Source organism: Paraburkholderia sp. 35.1 (genome assembly GCF_050436525.1).
GTDB lineage: Bacteria > Pseudomonadota > Gammaproteobacteria > Burkholderiales > Burkholderiaceae > Paraburkholderia > Paraburkholderia tuberum.
This window is the reverse complement of record NZ_JBNDMJ010000002.1, coordinates 724,640-750,066: the sequence shown is the minus strand read 5'-3', so window position 1 is coordinate 750,066 and position 25,427 is coordinate 724,640. Positions and strand designations below refer to the sequence as shown.

Sequence of the window (25,427 nt, the reverse complement as noted above, 5' to 3'; positions counted from 1 at the left end):
GCACAAATGTAGGCAGGCAAAGGAGACTTATAACTGCCTTGCCGGTCCTGATATCAAGAGTCGGCTACGGTCGAGAAGTCGTCAGCGATCGCCCCGGAGACTGGCCGAAGTGCATCAAAAACAGCCTGAGGATGCGGAAGCCGTCGACGGGCAGCAGCGGATCGAGCCTGTATGAAAACGCGTTGATCGCCTGAACTGGATCAACTCATTCAGCATGGGTGACCGGATGAAGCTTTAGTGCAGCGTGTAGAGAGTCTGCGGCCCCTCGGCATAGAGGGTCATGGCGACCTTCAGGATCTCATTGCGATTCCGGTCGAAGGAGGCCAGCACCTCGGCTTCGTCAGTACCGAGGGCGGAGTCGAAATGCTTCAGTACGCGGTCTTCCACAAAGAAGGTAATCTCGCGTGCTTTGTCGTATCCCCAGAACCACACGCCATGCCTGATCCCATCATAGCTGCGGCTGGGGTTGGAAAAACTGAGTGCCATGTGTCGTCCTTCGTTCTACGCCTCAGATGGACCGGATTGCACGCTCACTACCTGCGCGGAGCGCTCCCGCTAGTGCGGATCGCCTTTCATGCTTTCGGCTTCCATCGCGGCATGCAATTCCTCATATGCCTCGATTGGTTCCATGTCCTGATCGACGAACGCGGCTGCGCGCTCAGCGGCGCTCGACGCGTCGCCTGGGATATCGCTCTCGCTGTCGTCTTCGGTACTTGGCGGCAGCAGCATGTCCTCAAGCATCCCGCGCAGCTCGGGAGTATTCCATGGCTTGCCCAGCTTGGCCTTCCTGTTCAGGTAATGACGAATTTCCGAGTCTTGCTCGGCCGTGAGCGGAAGCCCACGAAAAGTGGGGTCCGAGTGGTGATGGATCATGATGCACCTCCCGAAGCGGTTTGCGCCTTCAATGTGGAGATATCAATTTACTGCGGTGAACGTTACAAGTTGCATGTGATCGCTGTGCCGCGTGTCCGCGGCCAACCGATTTACGTCTTCTTCTTGGCGACACCTTCGTTCGCAACCCGCGAACGAACCGTGCTGAACGGCTTTGCCGGCACTGACGGCTTCGCGGGTTGCTTGGGCTTTTTCGCTTCGCGAGTGCTGCGTAATTGACTCTTGGCCATGGTGTTGCTCCTGATGCGTTGCGTGAGAAGGTGGTACCCCCAGCATACGCGCTTAGTTTGGTCGCGGCGTCAAAATGAACTGATGTGGAGGGTCGCTACGCGGAAAACCGACAGGGTTGGCCCATTTTAGCGAAGTGCAGCCGCCACGGCCTCGTCAATCTGCAGCGCAAAGCGCGCTTCAACATCGGGCACCGTGTAGCCAATTGACAGTTCCAGATACGCGTCGCCTAGCACCAACTGAACGAATGTCGCTGCCCGCAATACAGCAGTCGATTCGTCAAATCGCTTTCGCAGAATTTTTGCCGCGAAGGCACGTACGACCTTTGCGCCATTTTCGTAAAACACCTGGCCGAGTTCCGGAAGACGCTCGGCCTCAGCGACGATGGCCCGGTAAAGCCGCAGGTAATCCGGCACGATAAGGCTTCGTGCCAGCAACCACCCCAACTCGTGCAACTCGACTTCGGGTGATCCATCGGATTGCTCGTCCTGAGCCCCGGCAAGAAGTCCACCCACCTGAGCGCACATCGAACTCACCAGACCAACGAAGAGCGCCTCCTTCGACTTGAAGTGGCGGTAGACCGTCTGTTTGCCGACGCCAGCGGCCGCGGCGACATCGTCCATTGTTGCCATGCCGAAACCTTGGCTTAAAAAAACGGTTCTCGCGCCTTCGAGGATGGCGGACCGCTTACGGCGTTGCAGCGGGCTCAGGTCGGGGAGAGAGGGTGTGTTCATCCCAGATAAATAACAGATCGCCGAGTAGTTGACAAGACTGGTCAGTCTCGTTTAGATTTGCCAGAACGAGACCGGCAAGTCTCGTTCGTGTGACTTTATCAACTTCGCAGGCAATCATCGAGGAGAACGCTATGGAACTGTTCATGACAGGTGGTACTGGCTACATCGGGCAAGCGGTCGCGCGCAAGGCAATCAGCCGCGGCCATCAGGTGACGGCGCTGGTGCGCCAGGACAGGTCGGCTGCTGCCAGCGCGCTGGCAGATCTCGGCGTGAAACTGCATTCCGGCGACCTGCGTGAGCCACAGTCTTTCGCTGCGACTGCCGGGGCCGCCGAGGGCGTGGTGCACATGGCGTCGACCAATGATGCTTCCGCCGGTGCCGTTGATGAGGCTGCGGCTGTAGCGATGCTTTCGCATTTGCAGCCGGGCGCGGCGTTTGTCTATACGTCGGGCACCTGGGTCTACGGCAATACGGAGGGCGAGCCCGCGACTGAAGCTTCGGCGCTGAACCCGACACCACTCATCGCCTGGCGGCCCGCAGTGGAGCAACATGTGCGGGCGCTAGCGGCGAGCCGCTCGATTGCCGCAGTGATTCTCAGGCCGGCGATGGTGCACGGCTACGGCGGTGGCGTCTTCGGCATGCTTGCCGGGATGGTCCGTCAGACCGGCAGTGTGAGGGTCGTCGGCGATGGTCGCGATCACTGGCCTGCCGTTCACGTCGACGATCTCGCCACGGCTTACCTGAGCGCGGTGGAGCAGGCGGCAAGCGGGGACGGTCGGGTCGCGGGACAGATCTTCAACGTGGTCGCGGAAGATGCCGTTGCCGTTGCCGAAATGGGTGAAGCGATTCGGGCCTCGGTCGGCGCCGATCGCGTCGAACTCTGGTCGCTCGACGATGCTCGCAAATCGCTTGGACTGTTCGCTGACGCACTGGCGCTCGACCAGACAGTAAGCGGCCAGCATGCCCGCCGAGTTCTTGCGTGGGAGCCCCATGGCCCCGGCCTGATTGCGGACCTCTCTGCACAAAAACACTTTCAGCAAATCAACGGAGCATGACGATGGCGTGGAACAGTGCGTCTTTAGAATCGATCCTCGCGACGATCGTAGCGGTTCTGTTCGCGGTTGCTGGGGTGGTCAATCTCGCAAGACCCGGCGCGGTGAAGCGCGACTTCGCACGCTGGGGTTATCCGGCATGGTTTCAGTGGCTCTGTGGCGCTCTCGAGTTGTTGAGTGCGGCACTTCTTGCTGGACGACAAACCAGAGTCTTAGGCCTAACGCTGGCCGGTGCGATCATGATCGGTGCGCTCTTCACGTTGCTACGAAATCGGGAACCGTTCCGGCATCTCGCCCCGGCGCTGATCTTCTCGGCTCTCATTGTGGTTACTGCGGCGGTCCGCGGTTGAGGCTTCCTTGCCACCAGGCGAGTGAGCCCGGGACGCTAACAGCCCGTGCGGGCAATCCGTGCTGCAGGTACTTGAAATACGCGCACGGATAGCTGCACTGGAGCAACTCCAGTTTGATCGCGTGCGTCATGCTTGCGCTTTTTGTAGCGATGGCTGGGCGCTCCGGGTCGCCTGCCGCAGATCGCCGCTTTACGAGCCACGGGAAACGGTCCCTCATGCATGGGGCAGCGCGCGGCCACTACCGGCCATTCGTGGCGCATATCGCCGGCGTGGAAGATGGGATCGGAGAGTCGCCCGACGTGCCAGAACTGGGAGACGATCAGACCGCCGGCTGCGTGAACCGCAGAGGTCACCTCCTTCCAGCCCGCGACCTGCTTTTCCGTCCAGATGCCCGCGCGCAACGAGCGGGCGCTCCGGCCCCTTCAGTGCGGCGCCGGAGCGTCGAGATAGACGCCTGCCGACAACCCGGCCTTCACCTGCCGCGTGAACTCGTCGGTGGACACTTCCTCCGCCCCTGCCTCGATCGCGTCGTATGCCTGACGCACGACGTCGGCCGGCGTCTTATAAGGGAGAGATCGATGGGGGTGTCACGACAGCAGGCCGCCGAGAACCGCAGCGCGATCGTCGCGGCCGCCGAGCGGCTTTTCCGGGTACGCGGAGTCGATGCCGTGGGGCTGACGGAGTTGATGAAGGAAGCCGGTTTTAGCCAGGGCGGCTTCTACAACCACTTCAAGTCGAAGGATGCGCTGGTCACCGCGGTCATGGAAAAGGCGATGCAAGACTACGCGGATTCGCCAAGCGGCGGCAGCCTGGGGAAGCAGGCGGCACGCTACCTGTCCGCCTCGCACCGCGACAACCTCGCAGCAGGGTGCCCGCTGTCCGGCTTCGCTGGCGACGCTCTGCGGATGACCGACGCGGCGCGTGCGTCCTACGCGCGCGGCCTCGCCGCGTATCTCGACCGGCTTGCAGCCATGATCGCCACGGAAGGCGCGACGACGGAACAAACCCGTCGCGATGCGATTGCAGCGTTCAGTCAGATGGTCGGGGCGCTCGTGCTGTCGCGTGCGATCGCAGGCGCCGATCCGGCCTTCCCGACGAAATCCTCGACGCGGGGCGGCGCACGCTCGTCGACGCGCTCGACGACCCGGTCACGCCGGACAGCGGGCCGCAGCAGGTCGGATCGCTGATACGCCGCCTGCGGCCCCGGGGGCCCTGCGTGAAGTTGCCTTCAACATTGACAATCCGGCGGACGTCTCCTGGATATGCGTGTGCAAACAGCATCGCGATCGATCCGCCTATCGAGTGACCAACGACATCAACACGTCTTGCTCCGAAGCGTGCGTCAGCGAACCCGCGAATATGCTCGACTTGCGCGGGTAAGGAAATCTGCTCGAACGGGACGGACCGATGCTCTCCATAGCCGAGCAAATCGGGGGAGGCGTGCTTGGGTTCGTATTGCCATACGTCCAAGGTTCCCATGAAGCCGTGAATGAAAATGACGGGCGGGCCGTTCTTCATATCGGTCGTCCTCTCTTTGGGCGTGTTTCGGTTTTCTTCAGTTCGTCATCAAGTTCTGCGAGTTCAAGCAAATGAGTCCGATCGTGGTCAAGTAACTCACGCACGAGTTCTTCGAGAGTCATGTGCCGCATACCATCGCGAAGCCCGCAACGCATAAGCTGCTCCGCTCGCAACCCAGATTGAACGGCACATGAACCGGATTCCGGACGGCGTCCACTCTTCGTCAGCCTATGACACGACGACTGTAAATTCGACCCCTGATTCAAAGTCGAGCGTCGTGGTCGAAAAGCGCGGATCGTCGTCGAGGTAGTGCTTGTATGGCCGAACGGCGTCCTCGGCGGTGTACATGTTGTCGGCGAGAACGATAGATCCCGGGCGTAGCAGGCGCTCAATCTGCTTGAACAGATTCAGATAGGTGTTGGCCCAGACGTCGATAAACACCATGTCGAAAGTGCCGTCCAGTCCGGCAACTGTCTGGAATACATCGCCCTCCCGCAGGTCAACATAAGCGTCTACGCCCGCCGTTCTGACGTGGGCCCGAAGTTGTGCGCACTTAACAGCATCGAGTTCAGTCGCTACAACCGTCCCACTGCCTAACGTGCGAAGGGCCTCGGCGAAATACAGCGTGGACACGCCGCAGGAACTGCCGAGCTCGAGGATTCGAGCCGGCTTGTGCGAAAGCACCATGTTGCGTAAGAACCGTCCCGTTTCCGCTGACACGGCTAACGATAGAGCAGTGCCTTGCGAGGATTCGAAATCCTCGCTCGATAGCCCGAGCGTTTCGAGAAACCGTCCACGGAGTCGAGGTACGAGCGTTTCGTATTCCTCCGCGAGACTCAGAAACTCCTCGCTCGATACCTGAAATTGCGCCTGTGCGCGGGCTATCACTTCTGTCTGGCTCTGTTCGTGAAGCTGTCGCAGAAGATCCGTGGTTGATGAAGCCATGTGCGCTCCTTGAGGAGATCGATAATACTGACCACGGCGCCAGGCGGCCTGCGCTTTTCTTAAAACGCGTAACGCTATGCCGTTCTGACGAGCTTGATCGCGCGTTCAGGGCACGCCGTCACACAAAGACCGCACGACCGGCAGGCGTACGCGTTCGGTGTGTAGGCGACTTTCATTCCATGCACGCGTAGCTTGAGGCGGTGCATCAAATCGAGGCTGAGATAATCGACGTCATCGATGCGCCGGATCTCAAACACATTCTCAGGGCAGACCTCCAGGCAATCGCCCTTGCCTTCGCAACGTTTCAGGTCGACGACTGGCGCAATCACGCCCGGCTTCTGTTTGCAGTCGTCCGTTGATTTCTCGCGCATGTTCAATCTCCCGCGCGCCGGTCGCGGCCCGATCGCCATGCCGTCTGGAAATGCTCCCGTTCTTCGGGCGTCATCGCTTCCCATTTGCGCCAGTGACGCCGTTCGCGCCAGCCGCCGTGTCCGCGGAATCCGCCAAACAGGATGCGGCTCAAAACCAGCAAGCCCAACGCGTGTGCGAAGTCGATCGCACGGGCGCCAACGAATAGCGCCGGAATCACCCAATTCCATAGCGTCATGACCACCCATCCGAGCACGGCTATGGCGACCACCACCAGCAGCGCTTTGCCCACATATCTGATTCGAAACTTCATCCCTCGACTCCTCTATATATCCAGTTCGTCATAAATGGCCTGCAGTCGGGCTCGCAGATGCAAGACCGCGTAGCGTTTGCGCGCGAGCAGCGTATTGAGCGTGACGCCGCTTTCCGCCACCATGTCTTTGAAGGGCCGCCCCTCCAACTCGTGCGCGATAAATACCTCACGTTGATTCGGCGGCAACTCGTCGAGCGCATCCTGCAAGGCCTTGAGCAATACAGCGCGAGCGTAAAGCGCTTCGGGGCCTGCATCGTGCGCCGGCAGGGCGAGGTCGAGGCGATACTCACCGGTGGTCTCGTCCTCGGCCTCAGACAGATCGGTCAGCGGTTGCTCCTTCTTCTTGCGAAAACGATCGATGATGCGATTGCGCGCGGCACGGAAAAGCCACGCGCTCGCCTGTTCGATCGGAGCGGGAAGCCGGTAAGCCTGCACGAATTCGTGGAACACATCCTGCAGGATGTCTTCGGCGTCGTCCGGGTCGCGTATTCGACGCCGGATAAAATTGACGAGCCTCGTGCGCTCACGCACCACGGTCGCGGTGATGTCGCTGTCTCGGTCGGTCATCGGGTGCGAGGTGGGTGGCGGTTCCATGCGCCTGAAGACGTTTCAGGAGCGCGAATATTGTGGTGAGCGCGAAAAATCTTTCCGTGAGCAACTGCCGGTTCGCTTGAGGCAGTGCGTGACAGGGTTGTGACCATTGATTGACCGGAAGACGTGGGTGCGTTTCCGTAGCGATGCCGCGCAATCCAACCAACGTCCATAAGACCGACACCCGATCCAGGCATAACCGCGTTCGTTTCAGAGAGAGCCGCCGCAACGACAACCGCGCATGTAAGTAGAATCGTCAACATTCGGCCCGGCATTTGATGGCCGTTCCCAATTGGCGAGACACAGCGATGAAGGTAACGATTGCGTACATCGAAGAACCCCCGTTCGGTTGGACGGAACCAGATAGTACCCCCACGGGCGCTGACATCGATCTGGCCAACGCGGTTCTTCGGGCGATCGGCGTAGCCCGGATCGAGCATCATCTGACGTCGTTTAGTGAACTCCTGCCCGGCGTTGAAGCAGGCAGGTGGGATATGAACGTTCCGCTGTTCGTCACACGCGAACGCGCCAATATGGTCGCGTTCAGCGTCCCGGTATGGGGGATCGCAGACGGTTTTCTGGTTCGGACTGGAAACCCGAAAGCGCTCGACAGCTACGTGTCGCTTGCCAAACGCGCTGATGCGCGCCTTGGCATCATAGCCGGACAGGTGCAGCACGACTCAGCGAAAGCGTCTGGCGTAAGCGAGGACCAAATAGTCGTCTTCGAGCATCAGGCCGACGCTGTCGAAGCGGTTCTCTCCGGCGCCGTCGATGCGTATGCGAGCACGGCCTTGGGGAATCGGATCATTGCGAACCGGATCGGAGGCTCAATGCTCGAGGCTATCGAGCACGAACCGGGAACGAAGGGCAAGCAGCAGAAGCCTCCGCTCGGGGCATTCTCGTTCAATAGGAGTAACAGCGATCTGATCCAGGCGGTAAACAAAGCCCTTCGTTCATATCTGGGCTCGCCAGATCATCGTGCTCGCATGGCGGAATTCGGCCTGACAAACAACGAGATCGATCCCGCTCTCGCGGGTCGAGTATAAGACGGGTGTCGGCCAGGTGCTGCACCGAACCGCAAAATGCTACGATTGCCCACCGTTATATCCCTTGAGGGTCTCGCCCACGTTCATGATCAAGCCCGCCTCTCTGCTTATGTCGACCGCACTCGCCACGCCGCTTTCGGCTACGGCGCTCGGCACCGATAATCCAGACTACGATCAATGCATTCTGGGTTCGCTAGGAAATAGCCAGAGCACTTTCGCGGCACGCGTGATTAGCGATTCGTGCAACGCGCTTTACCGAAATGGCGCACTGCTTCTGCCGCGGGAAAAGTCGTATCACGTGTGTGTGCTGCAGAATGTGCAAACCGTGCGAGGGGCATTTGCGGTTCAGCAGATATTGCGGGCATGCCGGCGTCAGAATCAGATGTGAGTCAGGGCAGTCAGGACCTGACATCGCTGGTGCTCAACCACGCGTGGATGTGACGATCATCACACGCACTGCTCAGGCGCACATCGCCCCGCATAAGCAATACCGCCGCTCTCGCATCGAGAGCGGCGCTTCTCAATTGCGCGCTTAGCGCTACATTCCAATGCTCATCCCGCCGCCCGCGCTTGTGCCGGTGTTCGTGCCCGTGTTCGTACCTGAGCTCGACGTCGTATTCAGATCGATTCTTCCGTAGACGCCATCGGCTTCGTCATTCGGCCCCGCCGCGAAGAAGAGCGTGCTGGAAGGCTGATTGCTGAGATCGTTGCCGAACGCGATGCCCCACGCGCCCAGCTCGACGATCGGACTGCCGTTCGGTCCATTGATCTGTCCCATCGACTGACCGCTCGACGCGTTGAACGCATTGGTCGGCCCTACGGCGGTGCCCAGGCGGTGATGGTGCCGCCTTCGCCCGTGAAGATGAACGCAGCGACTCCAGACTTGCCGTTTTCCGTGACGCGGAAGCTTTGTGTTCCATTGAAAACGATGCCCGTGGGCGATGCGGAGCCGTTCTTGCCGTCGGGTATCGTGACGACCAGCGATTGCGGCACGCCATTGCCGTCATAGAGCGTCGCGACGTTGGTGCCGTTGTCCGCGACCCAGACGAAACCTTTGGCATTGAAGGCCACGTCTCAAGGGTTTTTCAGATTAGCGTCGGTGTGTGCAGCGGGCACCGCGCCATCGGATACGAGGGCCGTCGCTGCGAATGACGACTGGACGGATGGGCTCGCGCTGCTCGAACTCGAGCCACTGCCGCCACATGACATCAGAGTCGCGACGGCCGCGCCGCATGCAACGACGCCGAATAGAGCGAGTAGAGACTTCATGACCGCACTCCTTGTTCTGCGCAAAGGACCTAACGGTCAATGAACGAGAACGGCGCGGGATTTATTCCGGCGGGGAGCGGCTTATTTCGCGGCAGATTTCGTGCGATCCAACGGCTGGATTCGCCCCACGACCGCCACTTCGCGCTCCGCCGATCGCTTCGCTACCTACAAAAGCACGCGGCACGCTGTTTGCGACATTGCTGTAGCGCAGGCGGCAACTGTCTGCGTCTATCTTCGAGTCCAATTAAGGAGGGGCGGATCATGAGCAAGGCAACCATCACACTAGTCGCGGCCGTCGCCGCACTCTCGCTGTCGGGCGGCGCTTTTGCGCAGGCGGCCGGAGGCCAGAGCGGCAGCGGTTCGACCGGTACAGGCGGCAGCACGGCTAGTCCGTCGAACCAGATGAACGGCGCAACGACGGGCGGCTACGGCATGCCAGGCACCACCAACTCGGACAGCGGCATGGGCGCCAAGGCACCGAACTCGGGCCTGCCGAGCAGCAATAGCAGCTCGACGTCTGACACCACCGCCGCTCCGAAGAGCAACAACACGCTGGCGACCCCGAGCGTGGTGTCGCCAGCCGCTACCGGCCATTGACAGCTGGTAGAAATGACCGTCAGCCGCGAATCAGCGCAAGCACAAAGGGCTGCGATCGCAGCGACATAGGTGCAATTGCGACCGGCGCGCAGTTTCCCGGATAGCAGGCGCTAGCTAATACGACCGATCTACGCGGTTCCATGCTGTCGCTATTCGACATTTCTCCACCGGGAATTACGCGCCGGGTTTCCAGGCAACGCATGAACTCCAGGATTTACGGCTCGCATCGGAAGCCGCGGAGCCGGGTAGGCCGCGCGTTGCCGGTCACTCGATGCCGTGCAGGAGCGTATGGCCGTCACACGCGAACCCATTTTTCACAATATCGATGCCAGTTTGGGCAATCGAAGCTCGGTCAATGGGCTGCATGTGACGCGTAGTGGCTGGAGAGAGGCGGCTGGCATGAGCATGCGGCCCACCGCCTCCCTATTGAAGCCTCATGCAGAGGCTCAAAGCCACGTGCCGCCTTGTCGCGCGCTCGGCTCTTGCGCGAGCGCATCGAAATCGTGAATCCAGTCGAGGTGATGCAGCATGCTGTCGCGCGCCCCTAGCCGCGCGTTGCGTTCCTGCGCGGCGGGGCCGTCCGGCAGATGCAACACGTCCGCGGTGCTGATCGACGCGTACTGCACCTTGCGCGTGCGGCCCCGGCGCAGACGCTCGTAGGCTTCCTGCGCTTCCCGCCACTTACCCGGGCCCGCCTTGGCGAGTTGCGCGGCCAGCACCACGGCATCCTCGATCGACTGGTTGGCGCCCTGGCCGTGATGCGGCACGAGCGCATGCGCGGCATCGCCGATCAGCGTCACGCGGCCCTTGCTCCAGCGGCCAAGCGGCGGACGGTGAAACAGGCCCCAGCGCTGACTGATCGGCACGGCCGTGATCATCTGCACGACGGCCGGATGCCAGTCCTTGAACAGGCGCAGCTGCTCGCCTTCGGTCGACGGCATGACCCAGTCGCGCGACGGCCACGGCGACGGATGACGCTCGACCAGCAGGAAGTTCTGATCGCCCTTGTCGCCGATCGGATAATGCAGCAGATGGCCGCCGGGCCCGACCCAGAACTGGATCGTCTCCGGATCGGGCAACAGGTCCATGCGCTCGGCCGGCACGATGCCACGAAAGCCCGAGCAACCGGAATACAGCACGTCGTCGTAGCCGAGCATCCAGCGCCGCGTGATCGAGCGTGCGCCGTCGGCGCCGATCACGAGATCGGCATCGATGCGCCGACCGTTGTCGAACGCGAGACTCACGCGATCGGGATGCTGCACGAGATCGATCAAGCGATGGCTGAGCTCGATGTGCTCGAGACCAACTGCCTTCGACAGCACCGCCTGCAGATCGGCGCGATGAACGCCCCAGTACGAGCCACCGAACTGCTCGCGATAGCTGGGCATGCCGCGATGATGTCCAATGACGCTGCCGCTGCGGCCGTCACGATAAATGAGCCCGGGTACTTCGGCGCACACGTTTTCGAACGCGGAGCGTAGCCCCATGCGCTCGTAAAAGCGCGTCGCGTTGGCCGACAGTGCGACGGCCGCGCCCACTTCGCGCAACTCATCGGTCTGCTCGTAGAGTTGCGCATCGATGCCATGTTCGCGTAGTGCGAGCGCCAGCGTAAGGCCGCCGATGCCGGCGCCGACGATCGCGATGCTCAGATCCATCCGGTTCATGATTGTGTCTCCGATTTGCGGGTTTATCGATTCGGGCCACTCTGGAACGCGCGCCCGGCGCGTCGCATGCGGATACCGTGTTGGTATTTTCAGCACTAGACGATCATTGCTCAATAAGATGAAATGAATCTACTTCATCACTGAAATGAATGACCTTAGGTCATGCCGAGACCATGGAACTGAGCGATCTCGATCTCAACCTGCTGCTGCTGTTCCAGCGGCTGATGCAGGAGCGGCGCGTGGCGAGCGTCGCCGAGCAAATGAACATGAGCCAGCCGGGCGTCAGCAATGCGCTCGCGAAGCTGCGCCGCCTGCTCGGTGATCCGCTGTTCGTGCGGGCGCCGGGCGGCGTGGTGCCTACCCCGTTCGCGCTGCGTCTCGCGGAACCGGTCTCGCAGGCGCTCGCCACCTTGCACGCCGCGCTCAATCCGGTGACGGGCTTCGATCCGCTGCGCGAGATCCGTACGATGACGATCGGTATGACCGACATCGGCGAAGTCGTGTTTTTACCCGCATTGCTGGAACGATTGTCGCGCGTCGCGCCAGGCATCGCGATGAATACGGTGCGCAATACGAGCGTCAATCTGAGCAACGAAATGGCCGACGGCCGGGTCGACCTGGCGATCGGTCTGTTGCCGCAGTTGAAGGGGGGTTTCTATCAGCGGCGTCTGTTCGATCAGCACTACGTCTGTCTGTTCAGGCGCGCTCACCCACTCGAGGACGCGCCGCTCACGCTTTCCGCGTGGCGCGAAGCCGAGCATCTGGTGGTGGTGTCGGCCGGCACCGGCCACGGTCAAGTGGACGAGTGGCTGAAACGGCGCGGCGTGCGGCGTCAGGTGCGACTGACGGTGCCGCACTTCATGAGCGTCGGCTACATCCTGCAACGCACCGACCTGATCGCCACGGTGCCCGAGCGCCTCGCTCTGGAGTTGGCCACGCCGTTCTCGCTCAGCCTGCGCGCGCTGCCGATGACGCTGCCCGCCGCGCCGATCCATTTGTTGTGGCACGAGCGCGTCCATCAGGATGAAGGCAATCGCTGGCTGCGCGAGGTCGTGATCGACCTGTTCGCCGATACCGTGGCGGGTGGCAGGCGAGCGCGGGACGTGAGGAAGAAATAGGCCTCCGTTTGTAAGCGTCGATCGGAAGCTTCGCGCTTACTCGAACGTTCCGGTTCGGACTTCGCCGTTGCGGGTGTAGCGCGTGATCAGCACGCCGCCGGGGGTGCTCGTCGCGTGTGCCAGCCTGAAGGCGGACGCTTGCGCGTCGTTGCCGAACAGGCGTTTGCCGTGCCCGAGCATGACGGGATAAATCAGGAGTTGGAGTTCATCCACGAGGCCCGCCGCCAGCAGTTGGCGCACGATGTCGCCGCTGCCGAACGTCAATAGATCGGCACCGTCCTGAAGTTTCAGCGCGCGTATCGCGTCGGCAAGGTCTCCGTTCAGCGCATGACTGTTGTGCCAACCGAGCGCATCGGATCGATGCGTGGCCACGTGCTTGCGGACCTGATTGAACTGGTCGGCCATGTCGCGGTTGCGTGAATCGGCCGGTACATATGGCCAATAAGACGCGAATATGTCGTACGTGCAACGCCCTAGCAGCAACTCGAACGGCTGTGCGAGCAGATGATGCACACTTGCGCCGACCGTTTCGTCGGCGTAAGGGACGATCCACCCACCCAAACGAAAATCACCACTGGCATCCTCCTCGGGCGCGCCGGGGGATTGAGCGACGCCATCCAGACTGAGGAACATGGAAACGATGTGCTTGCGCATGATGTGCTCCTGGGCGATGAACCTGATCGGTTCCATCTATACGACGAACGAGTCGCGTGCGGATCGACAATCGACGTCCGCACCGGGCGAAGCCGCGTGAGCGAGCATCGCCCGGTCGGCGCACAATGACTGGACCCACGGGTGCCTGCGCCGCAGGTGTGAAGGTGCGCAGCACTCGCCAGCGCATGGTCGGAAGATCGCCCGACACAGTGATGCGGACATAGCAGCCGGCGTAACGTCCGGTCGCCCGTGGCATTTCGTTCGATGGCCGATGGGTTTCAGCGGCCGTATTTGGCGTGCCCGTGCGACGCGTGGCAAGACGCGAAGCAGCCGCATCTGCCCGACATTACAAAAAAAGCACTGCTGTGGCCTGCCCACACAGTGCACAAAGACAACATCACCAGAAAGATGTCCGTACCTTCAGCAACGACCGGATCGCGCGATTCCGCGCGGTTATTCACCCAACCGAAAGTGCTCGTCATTGTGGCGACCGTATGCTGCCTGCTGTGGGGCAGTTCGTACCCGGCAATTAAAATTGGCTATGCGTTGCTCGGAATCTACCCTCTCGAAGAAGCCTCTTTTCGATTTGAATCGGCGCCATAGCGGACAACTGATGCTATTGGGTTTCACGCAAACGCCCATTCAATACGTTTTCTTCTATATCGGTCTCGCCTACACGACCGGCGTTCGCGGTTCGATCCTGAATTCGACAACGACCTTCTTCAGTGCGCTGCTTGCCCATTTCATCTACAAGAACGACAAGGTCTCGCCACGCAAGGCACTTGGATGCCTGCTGGGATTCGTCGGCGTGATGGTCGTCAATTTTGGCGGCGGTCTGTTTGAATTTGCGTTCACCTTTTGCTATCCGCGATATGTCTGAACGAGAACATCATGGAATTGAAGAATCTCGTCGCGCTGGTGCTCGTATGCGGGGGGATCTGGCTGGTCACGCGGCCGGCGCAACGGAGCGCTGGCTATTCGAAGGCTGGCGCGGCTTTGGGGCAAGGTCGAGGCTGAGCTTGTGGGGGTTCCGAAGCGCCGACTCCCCCTCAAACACTATCCGACGCAACCGGCAACCCCTCCGTCCTCCACCGCAGCATCCCACCGGCAAGATTCGCCACCTTGCCGAACCCCGCCTTCGTCAGCAACACGCTTGCCTGCGCCGAGCGCACGCCGGACCGGCACACCGCGACCACCGGCCGCTCGCGCTCCAGTTCATCGAGCCGCCCTGTCAATTGCGACAGCGGCACCAGCTTCGCGCCCGGCAGATGACCCAAACGATCGATGAACTCGGGCGCCTCGCGCACATCGACGATCTGAAACGCGGCGCCATGCTCGAGCAGCGCCATCGGCTCGATTTCCCACACGCCGCTAAAGCGCAGCGTCAACGGTGCCCAATCCGGCGTTTCGGTCGCAACTTCGGCGCCGCCTTCCGGCTGCCCGCAACGCATGTTTGCGGGCACCGCGACCGCCATCTGCTTCGGATGCGGCAAATTCAGGTTGTTCATGTATCCGGCGAAATCGCCGACGTCGACGTCGCCGCCCAGACGCGGATTGAAGCGCCGCTCCTCGGTCACGCTCGTCACCGTGATGCCGCGATAATCGTGCGCGGGATAGAGGAGGCAGTCGTCCGGCAGTGACAGGATCTGCTCGCGCACGGACGCGAACAACTGCTGCGGACTGCCCTGCTGGAAATCGGTGCGGCCACAGCCGCGAATCAGCAGGCTGTCGCCGGTAAAGGCCATGCTCAGATCGTCGAGCACGTAGGTCAGGCAGCCGTTCGTATGGCCAGGCGTTGCGCGCACGGTCAGATGACGCATGCCGAAGTCGATCCGATCGCCATGCGCGAGCGCTCGCGTGACGCCTTTCGCCTCGACGACCCCGGCAAGCCCGATCTCGCTGCCGCAACGCAAACGCATGCGCCACGCGCCGGTTACGTGATCAGCGTGCACGTGGGTATCGAGCGTCGTGAGCAGCCAGAGGCCCAGCTCGCGCAGCAGCGCCTGATCGCGTGGCACCTGCTCGTAGACGGGGTCGATGAGCACCGCCTCGCCGCTGTCGCCGAGTAAGTACGTGTAGGTCGACGAAGCAGGATCGAACAGCTGACGAAAAATCATCTGTATCCCTTAGGAAGGTCGGCACGGCGGCCGCAAGCGGCCGCCGTGCCACATCTGTCAGCCCGGTTGTTTGGTGGTGCGCAGATACGGTTTGATAGTCTTGAAACCAGGGAAAATCTGCTGCGCCTCGTCGTTGCTGACCGCGGACGTGATGATCACGTCTTCGCCCTGCTTCCAGTTGACCGGCGTCGCGACCTTGTGTTTGGCGGTCAGTTGGATCGAATCGAGCACGCGCAGGATTTCGTCGAAGTTGCGGCCGGTGCTCATCGGGTAGGTCAGCGTCAGCTTGATCTTCTTGTCGGGACCGATGATGAAAACCGAGCGCACGGTCGCGTTGGTCGCGGCGGTGCGGCCCTCGCTGGTATCGCCCGCGTCGGCCGGCAGCATGTTGTACAGCTTGGCGATCGCGAGGTCGGTGTCGCCGATCATCGGGTATTTGACGGCGGCGCCCTGCGTTTCCTCGATGTCCGCGGCCCATTTTTCGTGGTCTTCGACCGGATCGACCGACAACCCGATCAGCTTCGCGTTGCGCCTGGTGAACTCCGGCTCGATCTTCGCCATGTAGCCCAGTTCAGTCGTGCAAACCGGCGTGAAGTCTTTCGGATGAGAGAACAGGACCGCCCATTGGTCGCCGATCCAGTCGTGGAAATCGATGGTGCCCTGCGTGGTCCGCGCGGTGAAGTTGGGCGCGGTGTCATTGATACGAAGTGACATATTGCCGTCCTGTGAAGTCGTGGTTAAGCGGAAGACCCGAGCCAGGCCTGTCTGCAACGGTCCAACACGAGCCCGGTTAATCTCGGGGATTGAAAATCACCAACGCTCACAACGATAGACGAAGCTTTCGCGGCGCATACACGCGCGGCAAGTAGGGCGTCGCCGTGCAGAAGAAGCTCGAGATCGCCGCCTGTCGGGCGAATACGAGCATTGCCGCATCGCAGTGAGATTTCAAATATAGCGCGTTACGCACAAGCCATGCTGACACCCATCGAAGTCAGTCCGGCTGGCCACTTCGAAACGGCTTAGGGGGATGACGTTTACCGGTAAATCATGGACATTCGACTCACCGGCGTGTGTTCGATAGCGCACAGATTTACCGACCCTGATTTGATCAGACCGTTCGGTCGTCCACGCCATGCGAGCAAGCGCGAGGCGCGTCGGAGCGTGCGGTACTGAAGCGCTTGCAACAAACGAAGCCTCCGTCCGCTCGAAAGACATCTGCTGAATGCTCGCCATGATGGCCGGTTTGGCGGCGCAGTGCGGATATTCGCGATTGCGGCGGGTCAGTCCGCAGTGCCTGGCGAGTCAGGCGAACCCGGTTCGTCAAAGACGACTGCCAGATCGCCTTTTCACTGATAAACGGTCGGAACATGGCTCGCGGATGCCGCGCATTTTTCGGAGACGGGATAAGCGGCTTTTAAGGTTGCAGGGCGTACCTTCATATCCACGCACTGAATACCGGGCACCCGTCGATCGCTATCTGTTCGCGGTCCACCTCAGCGTGAAGATCGACTCGCTTTCAATGCAGTTAGCGTGGTCCATTCGATCCATCGAAATTTGCCTATTCACCAAGGAGCCAACTTATGAAAGTACTTATCGCTCATGCGATCCTCGCAACCACAATCGCCATTCCAGCGCTCTCGTCGGCGCAGCCCGTCACTCGCTCCGAGGTGGAAGCGAACGTCATACAGGCCGAACAGAACGGCACGCTCCATCAGTCGAAACTGCACTATCCGGACGAGAGCAGCCCGCGGCAGGCACACGCGAATAACGACTACGGTTCAGGGCCGGTAGTGAATTCGCAATCCGGACATCGCCTTTCCTTCGCAACGCCCTCAGATAACGCGCTTTTCTCGCATCACTGAAGTGCTGGTGAGCGTTCGACATTCCAGACGAGCGCGTTTCGATACTTCCACACGCCTAACTTCCGGTTCTCATGCGGACGTCGCGCGTCCGATCCAACGTCGATATGAAAAAGCTAGTGCGCTCGATTGACTTCATTCTGTTGACCGCCGCGTCGGTGGGCCTCGTCATGTTTGTCGTCTGGCGAGTGGCGACGGTAAAGGGGTGGTTTTAGGCTCACGCGAAACGGTGTCCGTTAAAGGATCGCCCTGTGGTTGGCGTTCCGAATCGACATTGCACCAATACCTCGCGGAATGAAACCTTTCGCATGCTTCGCGAATGTGGATGAGCCGCAATCAAATACTAAGGAGTTCTGCGTTCACACGTCTGCGAAGCATGTGCAGCTTCCACCATCAGGTCTTCCGGGATACCTGCGAATCGCGCCACGATATCCGATACCGCGTAATCAGTCGAAACAATGCCGTCATAATTCATCCGCACAATCCGACGCCACCAACAACCACAAGAAAGTCTCGTGATGCCTCATTTTCGCGTCCCTCTCCCGCTGCGCCTCACGGTGCTCGCAAGCGTGGCGGTACTAGCCGCGTGCGGTGGTAGCAATGATTTTTCTACGCCGAGCGCCTCGAACACTTCGACGACGACGGCGACGGCCACGATCCCGGCGCCCCCGGCCGACCCCGGTTTTGTCGACAACGCCGCAATCCCCGACGTGCCCGCGTTCGTCGACACGATTGCGACTAACCAGCGCGGCGATGCGCGATATGCGACGCTCGCCACGAATGCGGGCGTGCGTGTCGTCTCGCGATTCCTCGACATCTGGCAACCGTTGACCGAGATCGTCGATGCGGGCGTCTCCGCGCCCGCCAATGGTTCCTTTCCGGCTGTCGTGCAGTCCACGTGGACAGGACTACCCAATGACGGTACGCCGGGTGGGGCTGTCGTGAACAGTGCCGTCCATGCCGCAAACATTCAATTCGTGGTCACCGAGACGACCGACCGGACTCAGGCACAGGCCGACGCAGCCTACTACGACGACCGGCGCGGCAAAGGTTATAGCGTGACCGATGGCATGGGACCGCTCACCAATGCGTGGCGCGCGGCGGCGCAGCAGGTAACGACCATCACGTCGATTCCGGCGGATGCGACGATCGTTCTGTACAACGACAACGGCAACAACATCGGCGTCGGCAGCAGTGGCGGCAACACCAGTTTCGGCCAGGTTGTCGACCTGCTCAACATCATGGGCAACAACGCGTCCACCGAGCCGGCCAAGCGCTTCTACAAATACGCCCGGCCATACCGCTGGAGCACGAGTGTCGTGGTAGATCCGACTCTGGTGCCTGCCGAGAGCACCACGCCTTCGACCGATGGCGGATTTATCAGCGGTCACGAGGCGGAGGCCATGCGCGACGCGATGACGATGGCCTACGTGCTGCCGGAGCGGTTCCAGGAGATGGCGAGCCGCGGCCTCGAACTTGGCGAAAACCGCATTTTCGCCGGTATGCACTCGCCGCTCGACGTCATTGCTGGTCGAATGTTTGCACTTGCGGCGACTGCTGCGAATCTTTCCGATCCGAGCAACGCCACCTTGAAGAGCGCCGCATTTAGCCAGGCGCACGCGGCCCTGATGCAGTCGACGAATACCAATTCGACGAGCTTCGCCGTTTTCGCCCACTCCGGCACGGCAGCGACGGACCGCTTCGCCGACTACGCGACGAACAAAGCGGACTTCACTCGCCGTATGACGTTCGGCTTTGCTCCGATCGAATCGACCAATGCGCCTCCCGTTGTGCCGAAGGGTGCGGAGGTGTTACTGGAGACGCGCTTTCCGTATCTGAGCGCTGAGCAGCGCCGCGTGGTGCTCAAAACGACCGAGCTTCCTTCCGGCTATCCGGTCATGGACGATGCGGAAGGGTGGGGCCGCCTCAACATGTTTGCAGCCGGGGACGGATATGGTGCGTTCCATGGCAGCGTCATCGTTTCGATGGATGCGTCCCAGGGCGGATTCAACGCGTCGGATTTGTGGCGCAACGACATTGCCGGCGCAGGGAAGTTGACGCTGCAGGGTAGCGGAACCTTGAAGCTCGGCGGCAACAACACCTGGTCGGGCGGCTCCCAGGTAAGTGGCGGCGTGCTCGAGGCCGATTCTCCGAATGCGTTCGGCACGGGCGACGTGTATGTGGGTGCGGGTGGCATCACCATCGCGGCGGCGTCGCCCGTGTCCATCGTCGGCAAGTACACGCAGCTCGCCGGCACGACACTCGAACTCGACGTTGACGGTAAAGGCGCCGGCCAACTGCACGTTGGTAATCAGCTAACCATCGACGGCGGCACGCTACACGTGAAGTTCGTGAGCGGCTATGCGCCCAAGGTCGGCGACACCATCGATCTGATCGATGGCAACGGGGCGACGAAGCGGTTCACGACGATCACGGTCGACGGCCACAAGGCGACGCCGGTCTACTCGTCGACCGGCGTGTCGGTGCACATCGATTCGTAATCGGGCCATATTGGCGTGGCTATGCGACGCCCGGATAACCCGCTGTCTGTAATGCGGAGCGTCCGGCTATGCCCGTCTGTCGTTGATCGTCTAAAGCGGCGATTCCTTCGTCAAAAACCGCCTGATGGCAATGGAGACGATTTCTGGAAACTCTTCGTGAATCGCGAGCTTGCCCTTCATGACCCATTCAACCTGAACATTTGGCAATTGTCCTAACGCCTCCATTTCGACACGCGATTTCGGCGGCGTCTGATCGCCGTAGATCACGAGGATCGGAATGTTGGCTCGGCGCGCAAGATCAAGGAACGCCGCACGGTTGGCGACCCGGTCTAGCGCACCGGTCACAAAGCGTACCGAACTGTGCCGGGCTCCGGGTGCACGGGTGACGGCGAGTTTGGCCGCGAGACGATCGCCGCCAAGCCAGTCAGGATCGCTGTAAACGTGTTCTCTCGCCATCATGGTGATGACGTGGCGGCTGACGTTGAGCCGGTAGAGAAGCGGGCCAGCGAGGGGGTGATCAATGGCAGAGCGCACACGGGAGAACCAGGCCCGGTGGCCACCCATCATCGTCGGCAACGGGCCGCGCCACGTCGGTGCGATGAGGACCAGGCGATCAACCGTATCTGAGCGCAAGACGGCCTGGTAAAGCGCATAGGTGGCTGCATGTCCGGCCGCCACAATGGCGTGCGGTGGTGCCACGATGTCGCTTAGAAACCAGTTAAGAAACTCCGAGAGAAGCTCCGGCGACCATTCTTCCTTTGGCCGCGCCTGATCGCCGAACCCCGGCCAATCAACCGTCGTCACATGAAACTGAGGCGCGAGCAAGTCGAGCAGCGGGCGCATCTCCAGGCGCGTGGAAATCGTACTCAGGGCCGGCAGGAGGACGACCGAAGCGCCGCTACCGGCCTCATCCACGTCCAGCGCGAACTCTCCACTGTCCCACCGGCAGCGTATCGTCTTCGTCATTGCCTTTCCAATTTGACCTTCATACGAATCACGCGGTAGAGATTGATGACCAGTTTAATTAGAGGACGGTCTCCGGCCATGTATGGATGCGTTTTTCGTGCTGTAGAGTTCTACGGCTGCCTTGTGCCTCCGGCGATCGCGCCTGAACACCAGGGAAAGGAAGTCGAAGCGTCGGGCTGCCAGCCGCGAGGGCGCTGCTCTGTAGCTCCAGACGCCCGACGTTTGCATCGCGGCACTGCCTGGAAATCAAATGCGCCACGCCTGTCTTTGACGTTTAGCCATCGGAGACGCGTCGTAGCAGATACACGACAATCACTGCGGAACCGCTGACAAAGATTGCCAGCCCAATCGCTTTACGCGCGAGCGTGCGAACGCGCGCGCGGAGCGTGTAACGCACAAACCAGGAACTGGTTCTGCGCAACATCATTCACTCCATGGGCGCCTTGACGGGCGCGTCGCGTCGGGGAGAGACAGCCCCCTATGTTGCCGGAGCGCAGGCCGTATCGCGGCGTGTATTTGCCCTGATCTTTGCTTGACAGTCTTTACCACTTCGAGCTCTTTGAACTGAGGATAGCGGGATAGAGCGGGTAGATGCCGGTATGCGGGCATTCTGAAACCGGCAACTGCAATTATCGCACCTCAGGTTCAAAGGCACAGAGCAGATGTTTTACGGTCTGCTGACAGGTTCTTTGCACCAGCCGGTCCAGACCAAATCCAGGCGCACATGAACCGGCCCGTTTGGGCATTGGCGCAATGCAGGGATGTTCTCAGGAGGGACTGCGGCGAGCCTTTGCCGGTTGCCGCCACTGTTCAAGGAAAAACTGCAAGCCGCCCAGTTGCTGTGCGATGTAGCCGCCCGTGGCCATCGATTCCGGTGCGCGCCGGTCGCCTGTAGGCGGGTACTCGGCGGAGAAGTCCGCTGTACCAAACACGACGTCCCAGATCGGGAAGACGGCGCCGTAGTTACAGGAATTGCGGCCGGCCGCGCGCAGGCCATGATGCAACCGGTGAAAGCGTGGCGAGACGATCAACCGGTCCCCGAGCCAGCCGAACGAAAGCTTGATATTGGCGTGGCTCAGGCTTTCGATGAAGCGCATGAACAGGAACAGCAGTGGAAACTGCAGCGGCGGAATACCGATCGCGAGGCCGACGATGCCGAACCAGATTGCGGCGACCAGGTCGTCAAGCAGATGGTTGCGGTCGTCCGACCAGAAACTCATCTGCCGCTGCGCATGATGCAACGCATGCAGTGCGTACCAGCTACGGTATGAGTGCGACAGGCGGTGACGCCAGTAATCGGCACAGTCCAGAATCAGCGCGTACGCGATGAAGGTAATGACCGGATGTCCGAGAAGCGGCGGTATCAACGTCTCAAGCGTTGGCGGTATGTAGCCGTGATCGACCACGAAGCCGTTCACCCACACCTGCACCTGGTAGAACAGCAGGAAACTGACGACAGGCAACACCCCCACGCGGTTGAGGATCGTATAGAACGCGTCGGTTACGACGGCTTTGCGGTCATCCCAGCGTTCGATCGGAAAGAGTGCTTCGAGCGGCCAGCAAACCGCATACGTGACGATAACCGCGAAGAGGCCATAGACGCAGATCAGCGCCCAGTCGAAGGAAAGCTCTTCCCATTGCATCCAGCCGAAGTGATACAGCAACGGCAGAACGAGATACTGGTCGATTTCACCGGCCAGCATATTGAAGAATCTGTCGAGAAATATCAGCATGATGGACGTTAGAGCATTTCGGCGGTAACGAGACCTGGGCGGCTCATTTCGGTGGTGAGGAGGAAGATGCCGTGCGGCGAGCGTCCGACATTAATGGTCTCATAGTTACCGCTGGCTGGATCGAGTACGGCGACCTGCTCCCGGAAACGCAGCGTCACCCATAACTTGCCGTCGGGGCCAACAGCAATATCATCTGGCCCCGCAGCGTGGAACGGATAGGTACGACGAAGCTCGAGGGTGGTTGGATCGAGCGCCACCAGCGAGCCGCCGATCCGGTTGCTCACGTAGAGCGTCGCACCGTCGGGCGTAAGAAAGACATTGTGCGGGCCGACGCCGGTTTTCACCCGCCGCAGCACGTTACCCGTCACTGGATCGACTTCCGCCACATGGTCGCTGCCCATCACGCAGACCAGTACCTTGCCGTTGTGCCAGAGCACGCCGGCGGGGGTCGATCCGACGTTCGACTTCCAGCGGATCGTCAGGTTCGTCAGGTCGAATGAAACGAGCGTGCCGGACTGCTGCATCGAGTTGAAGCTCCAGCGCGAGTCCGGCGAGAAGTCGAGGTGGCTCGGCATGCCGCCGGGCGAGAAGCGCTTGACGAGCGTCAGGTCGTCGGGGCGGTAGATGTCGACATAGTTGAGCCGCAGTGCATTGACGACGAGGTAGCGGAAATCCGGCGTGAAGCCAAGCTGGTACGGATCGGCGATCACCTTATGGCCAAGCGCCAAACCGGTGTGCGGGTCGACAATGAACAGTGCATTGCCGCTGGCGTCGGCAATATAGAGCTTGCTTCTGTCGCGCGAAAGCGCCCAGTGACTGGGTTCGCGCAACGTCGGCAATGTCCGGACGATCTTGTGCGACGCCATGTCGATGACCGAAACGCTGGCTTCGCCGGAATTCATTACGATAGCGAGATTGGGGGGCGCCGCGCTGGCGATACCTGAACGAAGGGCGAGGAAAGGCGACAGGCCGAGACTCAGGGGAATGGCCAGACTACGGCCAAGTACTTCGCGACGTGAAAGCTTCATGGAGGGCATGCATGAGAGAATTAACCACTCATTCTGCTGGATGGATTCACCGTCACGCAAGGACGAATTGCGAATGGCGCTGATATGGAGCGATGCTCAAGCGCTTCCTGTCAGTTGCCTAACAAATTTCGGGCGAAGCTGACGATGCGCATGCGATTTCGCCGTATTTGACCGAGCTTCCCGCGGCCCCGGGCGCGCTTTGCGCAGCACCCGCCCCGATCATCCGCGGAGTTTGGCCGTTGTATATTGCCATCACGCGCTAAAGAACCTGGAGTAATAGCAGTGCCACGTACGTCCAGAGAAGTCGGGAAGTGTCCATGAACAGCACTGCCGGCAAAAATACGCTCACAGATCGCACGACTGTTGCGATTCGCGATGTGCTGGCCGGCAAACGACGCGGCTTGCGCTCTGCGCTGCTGTTCGCCGGACCCGCAGTGATTGCCTCGATCGCCTACATGGACCCAGGCAATTTCGCGACCAACATCCAGGCCGGTTCCCAGTTTGGGTACACGCTGCTGTGGGTGGTACTGATGGCCAACGTGATCGCCATGCTGTTCCAGGCGCTCTCTGCCAAACTCGGCATCGTGACGGGCCGTAATCTGGCGGAAATGTGTCGCGAGCAACTGCCGCGCAAGGCGGTCTTCGTCATGTGGTGTGTCAGCGAAGTGGCTGCGATGGCAACCGACCTGGCCGAATTCCTCGGTGGCGCAATCGGCCTCGCGTTGCTGTTCAAAATGCCGTTGATGGCCGGCATGGCGGTGACCGCGGTGGTGACATACGGCATCCTCGTGTTTGAAAAAGGCGGCTACCGGCCAATGGAGATCATCATCGGCGGGCTCGTTGCTGTGATCGGTCTGTGTTACCTGATCGAATTGTTCATTGCGCCCGTCGCATGGGGACAGGCCGGATTGCACTCGATCTTGCCCTCAATGCCGAACCGGGAAGCGCTGACCGTTTCGGTCGGTATCGTGGGCGCCACCGTGATGCCACATGCGATCTATCTCCATTCCGGGCTGACTCAGGGCCGGACTCCGGCGAGCGACGCGAGCGAGCACCGCGCGCTGCTGCGTTTCTCGAACCGGGAAGTCATCGTTGCGCTTTTCTTCGCAGGTCTCGTCAACATGGCTATGGTAATCATGGCCAGCGCGGCATTCCATGCCGGCCACCGCGACGTCGCGGAAATCGAAACTGCTTACCATACGCTCACGCCGTTGCTCGGTGCGGGCGCGGCGGCGGTTTTCCTGATTTCGCTCATCAGCTCGGGTATCTCCAGCTCCGTTGTCGGCACCATGGCTGGCCAGATGATCATGCAGGGCTTCGTCGGTTTCCGGATTCCCGTCTGGGTGCGACGTCTGGTGACCATGGTGCCGGCGTTCGTGGTGGTCGGCCTCGGCGTGAATGCCACCCAGGCGCTGGTGATCAGTCAGGTCGTTCTTTCGTTTGCGTTGCCGATCCCGATGGTGGCGCTGGTGCTCTTCACCCGCCGCAAAGACATCATGGGCGAGTTCGTCAATAGACGGCTAACGGACATTGCAGCGATTGCCGCGACGGTCGTCATCCTCGCGCTGAATGCGGTGCTATTGCTTCAGTCGTTCGGCGTCAGCATTCCGGGCATGCCTGCAAGCTGATGCAGCCCACCCGGACCCTTTCGGGATGGGCCGCGCTCCCGGTGCGATGGACGGCGAAGTTTGTTCGCTAGCCATCGACTGACCGCTGGGGGACCAGAGCTCCTGCTCCAAAAGCGGCTTGTCGATTCGTTCGCTTTCGTCTGTGATGCCGGTGCATGCATAGGGACGACCCCTGCTTCCATGTTCGCCTTGAGTTGTGAAACATACGGTAAGAACGGCGTTGACCCATGGGCACCTGGCTGGCTATGCGGATGAG

The 25,427-nt window shown here is 60.8% G+C and carries 27 protein-coding genes and 5 pseudogenes; 13 read left to right on the top strand and 19 right to left on the bottom strand.

Going from position 1 to position 25,427, the window contains the following annotated elements; genetic code table 11:
• Positions 1 to 234: 234 nt before the first annotated feature.
• Both OKW27_RS09320 and OKW27_RS09315 read right to left on the bottom strand, forming a co-directional pair.
• Positions 235 to 486 carry a DUF1488 domain-containing protein gene (locus tag OKW27_RS09320; RefSeq protein WP_018425166.1) on the bottom strand — a complete coding sequence of 84 codons (252 nt, stop codon included), beginning with the start codon at positions 484 to 486 and terminating at the stop codon, positions 235 to 237.
• A gap of 69 nt (positions 487 to 555) precedes the next feature.
• Complete coding sequence (locus OKW27_RS09315; protein WP_090807765.1) at positions 556 to 873, bottom strand: hypothetical protein; 318 nt, start codon at positions 871 to 873, stop codon at positions 556 to 558.
• Between OKW27_RS09315 and OKW27_RS09310 the strand changes: the two genes are divergently transcribed.
• Positions 865 to 1,110: a hypothetical protein gene (locus OKW27_RS09310; protein ID WP_429334639.1), complete on the top strand. Its 246-nt coding sequence runs from the start codon at positions 865 to 867 to the stop codon at positions 1,108 to 1,110. The two genes, OKW27_RS09315 and OKW27_RS09310, sit on opposite strands and share 9 nt — an antisense overlap.
• 137 nt (positions 1,111 to 1,247) lie before the next feature.
• On the opposite strand, the gene OKW27_RS09305 is transcribed toward OKW27_RS09310, so the two are convergent.
• Positions 1,248 to 1,853 carry a TetR/AcrR family transcriptional regulator gene (locus OKW27_RS09305; protein WP_429333291.1) on the bottom strand — a complete coding sequence of 202 codons (606 nt, stop codon included), beginning with the start codon at positions 1,851 to 1,853 and terminating at the stop codon, positions 1,248 to 1,250.
• Between the two features lie 131 nt (positions 1,854 to 1,984).
• Here OKW27_RS09305 and OKW27_RS09300 point away from each other — a divergent pair, with 131 nt between their 5' ends.
• Positions 1,985 to 2,908 (top strand): NAD-dependent epimerase/dehydratase family protein, encoded by a 924-nt coding sequence (locus OKW27_RS09300; RefSeq protein ID WP_429333290.1) that lies wholly within the window; start codon positions 1,985 to 1,987, stop codon positions 2,906 to 2,908.
• A gap of 2 nt (positions 2,909 to 2,910) precedes the next feature.
• On the top strand, positions 2,911 to 3,255 hold the full coding sequence (locus OKW27_RS09295) for a DoxX family protein (protein ID WP_244145114.1): 345 nt from the start codon (positions 2,911 to 2,913) through the stop codon (positions 3,253 to 3,255).
• Between the two features lie 257 nt (positions 3,256 to 3,512).
• Here OKW27_RS09295 and OKW27_RS09290 read toward each other — a convergent pair.
• Positions 3,513 to 3,647 (bottom strand): annotated as a pseudogene (locus OKW27_RS09290) (alkene reductase); the annotation flags it as partial.
• 30 nt (positions 3,648 to 3,677) lie between these two features.
• Positions 3,678 to 3,827, bottom strand: a pseudogene (locus OKW27_RS09285) (short-chain dehydrogenase); the annotation flags it as partial.
• Positions 3,828 to 3,833: 6 nt separating this feature from the next.
• Between OKW27_RS09285 and OKW27_RS09280 the strand changes: the two are divergent.
• Positions 3,834 to 3,956, top strand: a pseudogene (locus tag OKW27_RS09280) (TetR/AcrR family transcriptional regulator); the annotation flags it as partial.
• 328 nt (positions 3,957 to 4,284) lie between these two features.
• Here the strand turns inward: OKW27_RS09280 and OKW27_RS09275 are convergent.
• From OKW27_RS09275 to OKW27_RS09250, 6 genes and pseudogenes are all read right to left on the bottom strand, one after another.
• Positions 4,285 to 4,773, bottom strand: coding sequence for an alpha/beta fold hydrolase (locus OKW27_RS09275; protein ID WP_429333289.1), 489 nt, complete (start codon positions 4,771 to 4,773; stop codon positions 4,285 to 4,287).
• Positions 4,770 to 4,964: pseudogene (locus OKW27_RS09270) on the bottom strand (DinB family protein); the annotation flags it as partial. The pseudogene OKW27_RS09270 and the gene OKW27_RS09275, both read right to left, overlap by 4 nt.
• Before the next feature lie 37 nt (positions 4,965 to 5,001).
• Positions 5,002 to 5,718: an O-methyltransferase gene (locus tag OKW27_RS09265; protein ID WP_429333288.1), complete on the bottom strand. Its 717-nt coding sequence runs from the start codon at positions 5,716 to 5,718 to the stop codon at positions 5,002 to 5,004.
• A gap of 74 nt (positions 5,719 to 5,792) precedes the next feature.
• Positions 5,793 to 6,089 carry a 4Fe-4S dicluster domain-containing protein gene (locus OKW27_RS09260; protein WP_429333287.1) on the bottom strand — a complete coding sequence of 99 codons (297 nt, stop codon included), beginning with the start codon at positions 6,087 to 6,089 and terminating at the stop codon, positions 5,793 to 5,795.
• 2 nt (positions 6,090 to 6,091) lie between these two features.
• Entirely contained in the window at positions 6,092 to 6,400 is a 309-nt protein-coding gene (locus OKW27_RS09255) for a hypothetical protein (protein WP_429333286.1), read from the bottom strand.
• Positions 6,401 to 6,412: 12 nt separating this feature from the next.
• Positions 6,413 to 6,994, bottom strand: a complete 582-nt coding sequence (locus OKW27_RS09250; RefSeq protein ID WP_176078998.1) for an RNA polymerase sigma factor — start codon at positions 6,992 to 6,994, stop codon at positions 6,413 to 6,415.
• Positions 6,995 to 7,299: 305 nt separating this feature from the next.
• Between OKW27_RS09250 and OKW27_RS09245 the strand changes: the two genes are divergently transcribed.
• Together OKW27_RS09245 and OKW27_RS09240 are read left to right on the top strand one after the other, a co-directional pair.
• Positions 7,300 to 8,037, top strand: coding sequence for a transporter substrate-binding domain-containing protein (locus OKW27_RS09245; protein ID WP_429333285.1), 738 nt, complete (start codon positions 7,300 to 7,302; stop codon positions 8,035 to 8,037).
• A gap of 85 nt (positions 8,038 to 8,122) precedes the next feature.
• On the top strand, positions 8,123 to 8,425 hold the full coding sequence (locus OKW27_RS09240; RefSeq protein ID WP_429333284.1) for a VF_A0006 family four-cysteine protein: 303 nt from the start codon (positions 8,123 to 8,125) through the stop codon (positions 8,423 to 8,425).
• Positions 8,426 to 8,575: 150 nt separating this feature from the next.
• Here OKW27_RS09240 and OKW27_RS09235 read toward each other — a convergent pair.
• Positions 8,576 to 9,306 (bottom strand): annotated as a pseudogene (locus OKW27_RS09235) (hypothetical protein).
• Between the two features lie 261 nt (positions 9,307 to 9,567).
• Here OKW27_RS09235 and OKW27_RS09230 point away from each other — a divergent pair.
• The gene (locus tag OKW27_RS09230) at positions 9,568 to 9,903 is read left to right on the top strand and encodes a hypothetical protein (RefSeq protein ID WP_090807789.1); all 336 of its coding nucleotides are present in this window, start codon (positions 9,568 to 9,570) and stop codon (positions 9,901 to 9,903) included.
• A gap of 446 nt (positions 9,904 to 10,349) precedes the next feature.
• On the opposite strand, the gene OKW27_RS09225 is transcribed toward OKW27_RS09230, so the two are convergent.
• Positions 10,350 to 11,567, bottom strand: coding sequence for an FAD-dependent monooxygenase (locus OKW27_RS09225; protein WP_090807791.1), 1,218 nt, complete (start codon positions 11,565 to 11,567; stop codon positions 10,350 to 10,352).
• Positions 11,568 to 11,740: 173 nt separating this feature from the next.
• Between OKW27_RS09225 and OKW27_RS09220 the strand changes: the two genes are divergently transcribed.
• Complete coding sequence (locus OKW27_RS09220) at positions 11,741 to 12,685, top strand: LysR family transcriptional regulator (protein ID WP_429333283.1); 945 nt, start codon at positions 11,741 to 11,743, stop codon at positions 12,683 to 12,685.
• Positions 12,686 to 12,721: 36 nt separating this feature from the next.
• Here OKW27_RS09220 and OKW27_RS09215 read toward each other — a convergent pair whose 3' ends face one another.
• Entirely contained in the window at positions 12,722 to 13,339 is a 618-nt protein-coding gene (locus OKW27_RS09215) for a dihydrofolate reductase family protein (RefSeq protein ID WP_429333282.1), read from the bottom strand.
• Between the two features lie 271 nt (positions 13,340 to 13,610).
• Here OKW27_RS09215 and OKW27_RS09210 point away from each other — a divergent pair, with 271 nt between their 5' ends.
• On the top strand, positions 13,611 to 14,219 hold the full coding sequence (locus OKW27_RS09210) for a DMT family transporter (RefSeq protein WP_429333281.1): 609 nt from the start codon (positions 13,611 to 13,613) through the stop codon (positions 14,217 to 14,219).
• Positions 14,220 to 14,230: 11 nt separating this feature from the next.
• Positions 14,231 to 14,356, top strand: a complete 126-nt coding sequence (locus tag OKW27_RS09205; protein ID WP_279613318.1) for a hypothetical protein — start codon at positions 14,231 to 14,233, stop codon at positions 14,354 to 14,356.
• Between the two features lie 32 nt (positions 14,357 to 14,388).
• Here the strand turns inward: OKW27_RS09205 and OKW27_RS09200 are convergent, their stop codons facing one another.
• Entirely contained in the window at positions 14,389 to 15,456 is a 1,068-nt protein-coding gene (locus tag OKW27_RS09200; protein ID WP_429333280.1) for a rhodanese-like domain-containing protein, read from the bottom strand.
• Between the two features lie 57 nt (positions 15,457 to 15,513).
• The gene (locus tag OKW27_RS09195; protein WP_184058000.1) at positions 15,514 to 16,170 is read right to left on the bottom strand and encodes a peroxiredoxin; all 657 of its coding nucleotides are present in this window, start codon (positions 16,168 to 16,170) and stop codon (positions 15,514 to 15,516) included.
• 866 nt (positions 16,171 to 17,036) lie between these two features.
• Here OKW27_RS09195 and OKW27_RS09190 point away from each other — a divergent pair.
• Positions 17,037 to 17,318, top strand: coding sequence for a DUF4148 domain-containing protein (locus tag OKW27_RS09190; protein ID WP_429333279.1), 282 nt, complete (start codon positions 17,037 to 17,039; stop codon positions 17,316 to 17,318).
• Positions 17,319 to 17,833: 515 nt separating this feature from the next.
• Complete coding sequence (locus OKW27_RS09185; RefSeq protein ID WP_429333278.1) at positions 17,834 to 19,816, top strand: phosphatase PAP2 family protein; 1,983 nt, start codon at positions 17,834 to 17,836, stop codon at positions 19,814 to 19,816.
• Between the two features lie 90 nt (positions 19,817 to 19,906).
• Here OKW27_RS09185 and OKW27_RS09180 read toward each other — a convergent pair whose 3' ends face one another.
• The 3 genes from OKW27_RS09180 to OKW27_RS09170 form a co-directional block, all read right to left on the bottom strand.
• A complete protein-coding gene (locus tag OKW27_RS09180) occupies positions 19,907 to 20,782 on the bottom strand; it encodes an alpha/beta fold hydrolase (RefSeq protein WP_429333277.1) in 876 nt (291 codons plus the stop codon).
• 767 nt (positions 20,783 to 21,549) lie between these two features.
• Positions 21,550 to 22,515, bottom strand: coding sequence for a sterol desaturase family protein (locus OKW27_RS09175; protein WP_429333276.1), 966 nt, complete (start codon positions 22,513 to 22,515; stop codon positions 21,550 to 21,552).
• A gap of 8 nt (positions 22,516 to 22,523) precedes the next feature.
• The gene (locus tag OKW27_RS09170; protein WP_429333275.1) at positions 22,524 to 23,543 is read right to left on the bottom strand and encodes a YncE family protein; all 1,020 of its coding nucleotides are present in this window, start codon (positions 23,541 to 23,543) and stop codon (positions 22,524 to 22,526) included.
• A gap of 317 nt (positions 23,544 to 23,860) precedes the next feature.
• On the opposite strand from OKW27_RS09170, the gene OKW27_RS09165 reads away from it, so the two are divergent.
• Positions 23,861 to 25,171, top strand: a complete 1,311-nt coding sequence (locus OKW27_RS09165) for an Nramp family divalent metal transporter (protein ID WP_429333274.1) — start codon at positions 23,861 to 23,863, stop codon at positions 25,169 to 25,171.
• Positions 25,172 to 25,427: the final 256 nt, after the last annotated feature.